Below are 3,301 nucleotides of genomic sequence, written 5' to 3'. Positions count from 1 at the left end.
TTGTCAACGGCTTTGCCGCCAATGACGCTTCTTCCACGATTAATATTTGGGAACGGGTGAAAATGCTCGGGTATCCGACCGATGAACCGGTGGTGGTGATGAATTGCCGGGCGGACCGTGTCGACCGGACGGAACAATTTGCAGAGGATGTGCTTCCTTACATTCCATGCAAAACCCTGGTGCTCATCGGAGAAACAACGAGCCCGATTGTAGACAGCTACAACGCCGGCCGTATTCCAGCAGACATACTGCTGAACCTGGAACATCAGGATACCGGCGAAATTGTACAGGCCCTGGAGCCTTATATGAGCAATACCGTGCTTTACGGAGTCGGCAACATACACGGTGCAGCGGAACCGTTAGTAGAAGAACTGCAAAAAATCAAAGCACAAAAGGAGTTAGTATAACGTGGGACTGCAGGAAATTACGATTGCACTCGTGGCAGGGGTCACGCTTAGTCTGTTATTCGCCGAAAAAACAGGGATTTTACCAGCCGGACTTGTTGTTCCCGGCTATATTGCCCTTGTCATCGATAAACCGGTGTACGCCATTTCGATTTTGTTTGTCAGCTTTGCAACCTACCTTGTCGTCATGCACGGGATCAATCACTTTACGATTTTGTATGGAAGACGAAAATTTACAGCAATGCTGTTGACGGGGATCATTTTAAAGCTCGGATTTGACGCCATATATGGCATCATTCCAATGAATGTGGCTGATTTGCAGGCCATTGGTTTGATCGTGCCCGGCTTGATTGCCAACACCATACAGCGCCAGGGCTTTCTGCCAACCGTCTCCAGCACGATGCTTTTGAGCTTCTCAGCATTTGGCGTTTTATCGGTCTACCAAATCTTTTTAGCTTAAAGAGGGGAAAGTATATATGCCAACTACAACACACAAATTGACGTTTAAAGAACATTATTTAAAAGCCGTAAAACATCAAAAACCGAAAACCACCGTTCATACTATTATTGGTTTTATCATTGCCTTACTTATTCTGATTGTATTTATTTAATAAAGGAAGTGGAGTAATTGGGATCCAAAAAAGACAGCATTTTTGTACTAATATTACTATCTATAGCTGCTGTTTTACTTAGCACCCAAACTACCCCGAATACTCCAATAAATCCTGACCCTGATTATGAATCACAAGAGACAATTGATATTAATAAAGATGGTAAGAACCCTGGGATAGGAGTTGCTACGGATAATCCGTACGCCACAGAAGTTGGAATGGAAGTGTTAAAAAGAGGCGGAAATGCGGTTGATGCAGCAATAGCTATCTCCTATTCCTTGAGTGTATTAGAGCCCTACGCTTCTGGAATAGGCGGCGGAGGGCTTATGCTAGTTCATCCTGCAGACGGAACCAAGCCTGTTCTTTATGATTACAGAGAAACAGCTCCGGACAATGAAGATAAACCTGAAGCTGGAATTGGTGTTCCGGGTTTTGTTGCAGGGATGGATAAAGCACATAATGATTTTGGCACTCGATCAATGAAAGTCTTATTAGAACCCTCCATTAATCAGGCTAAAAACGGTATAAGGGTTTCTAGTATGCTTCACCTTCGCTTAAATAATGCTAATTATCGTATTCCTCCAACAGAAGCTTCGCTTTTTTACCCTAATAATAAAGCCATTGAAGAAGGAAGAAAGCTGAAGCAAGAAGAATTAGCTGAAACAATTACCGATATTAGCGAAAATGGACCCGATGTCTTTTATAAGGGGAAAATTGGAGAGGAACTAGCGGATAAAGTAGACGGCATCGAAACGGAAGATCTCGAAGACTATGAAGTGGAAAAAACAGAACCTATTAAAGGAGAGTTTGCTGGTTTCTATGTTTACACTCCTCCCCCGCCATCAGGAGGCACCATGCTTATTCAATCATTACAGATGGCTGAACACTTACAAGTAAGTAATTTAAAAGAAAATCCTTCGGAATTCATCCAGGCAAATGGCGAAATCAACCGGGAAGCATATAAAGATCGTTTGGAAACAATTGGTGACCCAAAATATGTAGATATGTCGGTAGATGAATTAACCAGCAAAGAGTACGCTGAAAATTTAGCATCCGATGTTTCTCTAAATGCTCTAAATGATGAAAAATTAGTAGATACTGAACCGGAAAAAGACGGGAATACCACTCATTTTGTCGTGGTTGATCAAGATGGAATGATGGTTTCGGCAACCAATACATTAAGCAACTTTTTTGGTTCAGGATTTTTTACGAACGGTTTTTTCTTAAATAACCAGCTAGAGAACTTTTCTTCTAGTTCCAACTCCCCAAACTCTTATGAACCAGGGAAGCGGCCTTTTAGTTATATTACCCCAACGGTACTGGCTAAAAACGATATCCCTTTAATCGGAATAGGAAGCGCTGGCGGCAGAAGAATTGTTCCAACCTTATCACAAGTATTAACTCGCCATCTTTTGTTTAAACAGCCTATCCATGAGGCAATTGATGAAAACCGATCTCACCGCGACATGCATAACAAAAAAATCTATTTAGAAGGAAGAATTACTAATAAAATAAAAGAAGAGTTAGAGGATGCTGGTTACACTGTAGATAACACGAAAGCCCCTCTTTATTTTGGAAGTGTTCAAAGTCTTACTGTTGATTACAACAAAGAAAAAATATACGGAGGATCGGATCATAGAAGAAACGGAAAATGGATGTCGCGATAAAATATTGCATTAGTACAAAAGGGCTTGTCCTATAACAGGACGGGCCCTTTTTTGTAAAAAAATATAAAAATTATTAATCTCCCTTTAACAAAAGAAATATTGTTTACTTTCTATTTCCACCCTGCGTTGTAGTACAAATACCATATTTGTCTTTCACCCATCATACGACCTGCTCAATTTTTCCTGTAAAGCTTTCCTTATCATTTCAGTTTATAGATTAACTTATTATAAAGAACATACTTAAGAACGTATTTCGCTTTTTCGTTGCATTTTTACACTATGTATATTTTTCTGCAATCTTTCTCTAGTAGTGTTTTACCTAGAGGAAGCTGCTTGTATATGCATCCTCATTTTCACAGTAAAGTCATAAAGTCAATTAGGAAGGAGCCTCACATGCTGTACCTTATTCCTCTTTTCATTCTTTTATTACTTACTTTTGGCGTGGTGGAACGCCGCAAGCACTACAAGAACATTGCTGCAGTTCCGATTCGCATTAATATCAACGGAATCCGCGGCAAATCCACAGTAACTAGATTAGTTACCGGGGTTCTCACGCAGGCGGGATACAAAACCGTCGGGAAAACGACCGGCACCCAGGCACGGATGCTCTATTGGTATG

At 40.9% G+C, this 3,301-nt stretch carries 3 protein-coding genes and 2 pseudogenes; all 5 read left to right on the top strand.

The annotated features are described in order from the left end of the window. A pseudogene (locus ACE1TI_RS21470) lies at nt 1-407 on the top strand (poly-gamma-glutamate synthase PgsB); the annotation flags it as partial. A 1-nt stretch (nt 408) separates the two neighbouring features. Continuing rightward, nucleotides 409-864 (top strand): poly-gamma-glutamate biosynthesis protein PgsC, encoded by a 456-nt coding sequence (gene pgsC, locus ACE1TI_RS21465; protein ID WP_375009554.1) that lies wholly within the window; start codon nt 409-411, stop codon nt 862-864. Nucleotides 865-880: 16 nt separating this feature from the next. Then, entirely contained in the window at nt 881-1,015 is a 135-nt protein-coding gene (locus ACE1TI_RS21460) for a hypothetical protein (protein ID WP_375009553.1), read from the top strand. Between the two features lie 17 nt (nt 1,016-1,032). Then, on the top strand, nt 1,033-2,682 hold the full coding sequence (gene ggt, locus ACE1TI_RS21455; protein WP_375009552.1) for a gamma-glutamyltransferase: 1,650 nt from the start codon (nt 1,033-1,035) through the stop codon (nt 2,680-2,682). Between the two features lie 393 nt (nt 2,683-3,075). Next, nucleotides 3,076-3,301: pseudogene (locus ACE1TI_RS21450) on the top strand (poly-gamma-glutamate synthase PgsB); the annotation flags it as partial.

The organism is Alteribacillus sp. JSM 102045 (assembly GCF_041949975.1).
Taxonomy (GTDB): domain Bacteria; phylum Bacillota; class Bacilli; order Bacillales; family Marinococcaceae; genus Alteribacillus.
This window is presented reverse-complemented; position numbering and strand designations above follow the sequence as displayed.